This is a genomic window from Anaerotignum lactatifermentans (assembly GCF_016902535.1).
Lineage (GTDB): Bacteria > Bacillota > Clostridia > Lachnospirales > Anaerotignaceae > Anaerotignum > Anaerotignum lactatifermentans_A.
Window position 1 is genome coordinate 1 of sequence record NZ_JACSNY010000057.1, and the last position, 320, is coordinate 320.

Annotated in this window: 1 rRNA gene; it reads right to left on the reverse strand. The window is 46.6% G+C overall.

The window, feature by feature from the left end:
- Nucleotides 1–216: 216 nt before the first annotated feature.
- A 23S ribosomal RNA gene (locus H9X84_RS12840) occupies nucleotides 217–320 on the reverse strand; the annotation flags it as partial.

Genomic DNA, 320 nt, shown 5'->3' on the forward strand with positions numbered 1-320 from the left:
CCCCGAGTAGGATTCGAACCAACGACCCTCCGGTTAACAGCCGGATGCTCTACCGCTGAGCTATCGAGGATGATTGCCCTCATAGTGCTCTCCGGTTAACAGCCATGCCAGCAAAGCAGGTGACAGATGCTCTACCGTTCCGCTATCGAGGATTATGAAAAGGCATACACCTTCAAAACTGAATACAGCAAACGTATTATATCATAAAATCTTTATTAGGTCAAGCCCTCGGTCTATTAGTATTGGTCAGCTGAACACGTTACCGTGCTTACACCTCCAACCTATCTACCTCATTATCTTTAAGGGACCTTACTTCCGAA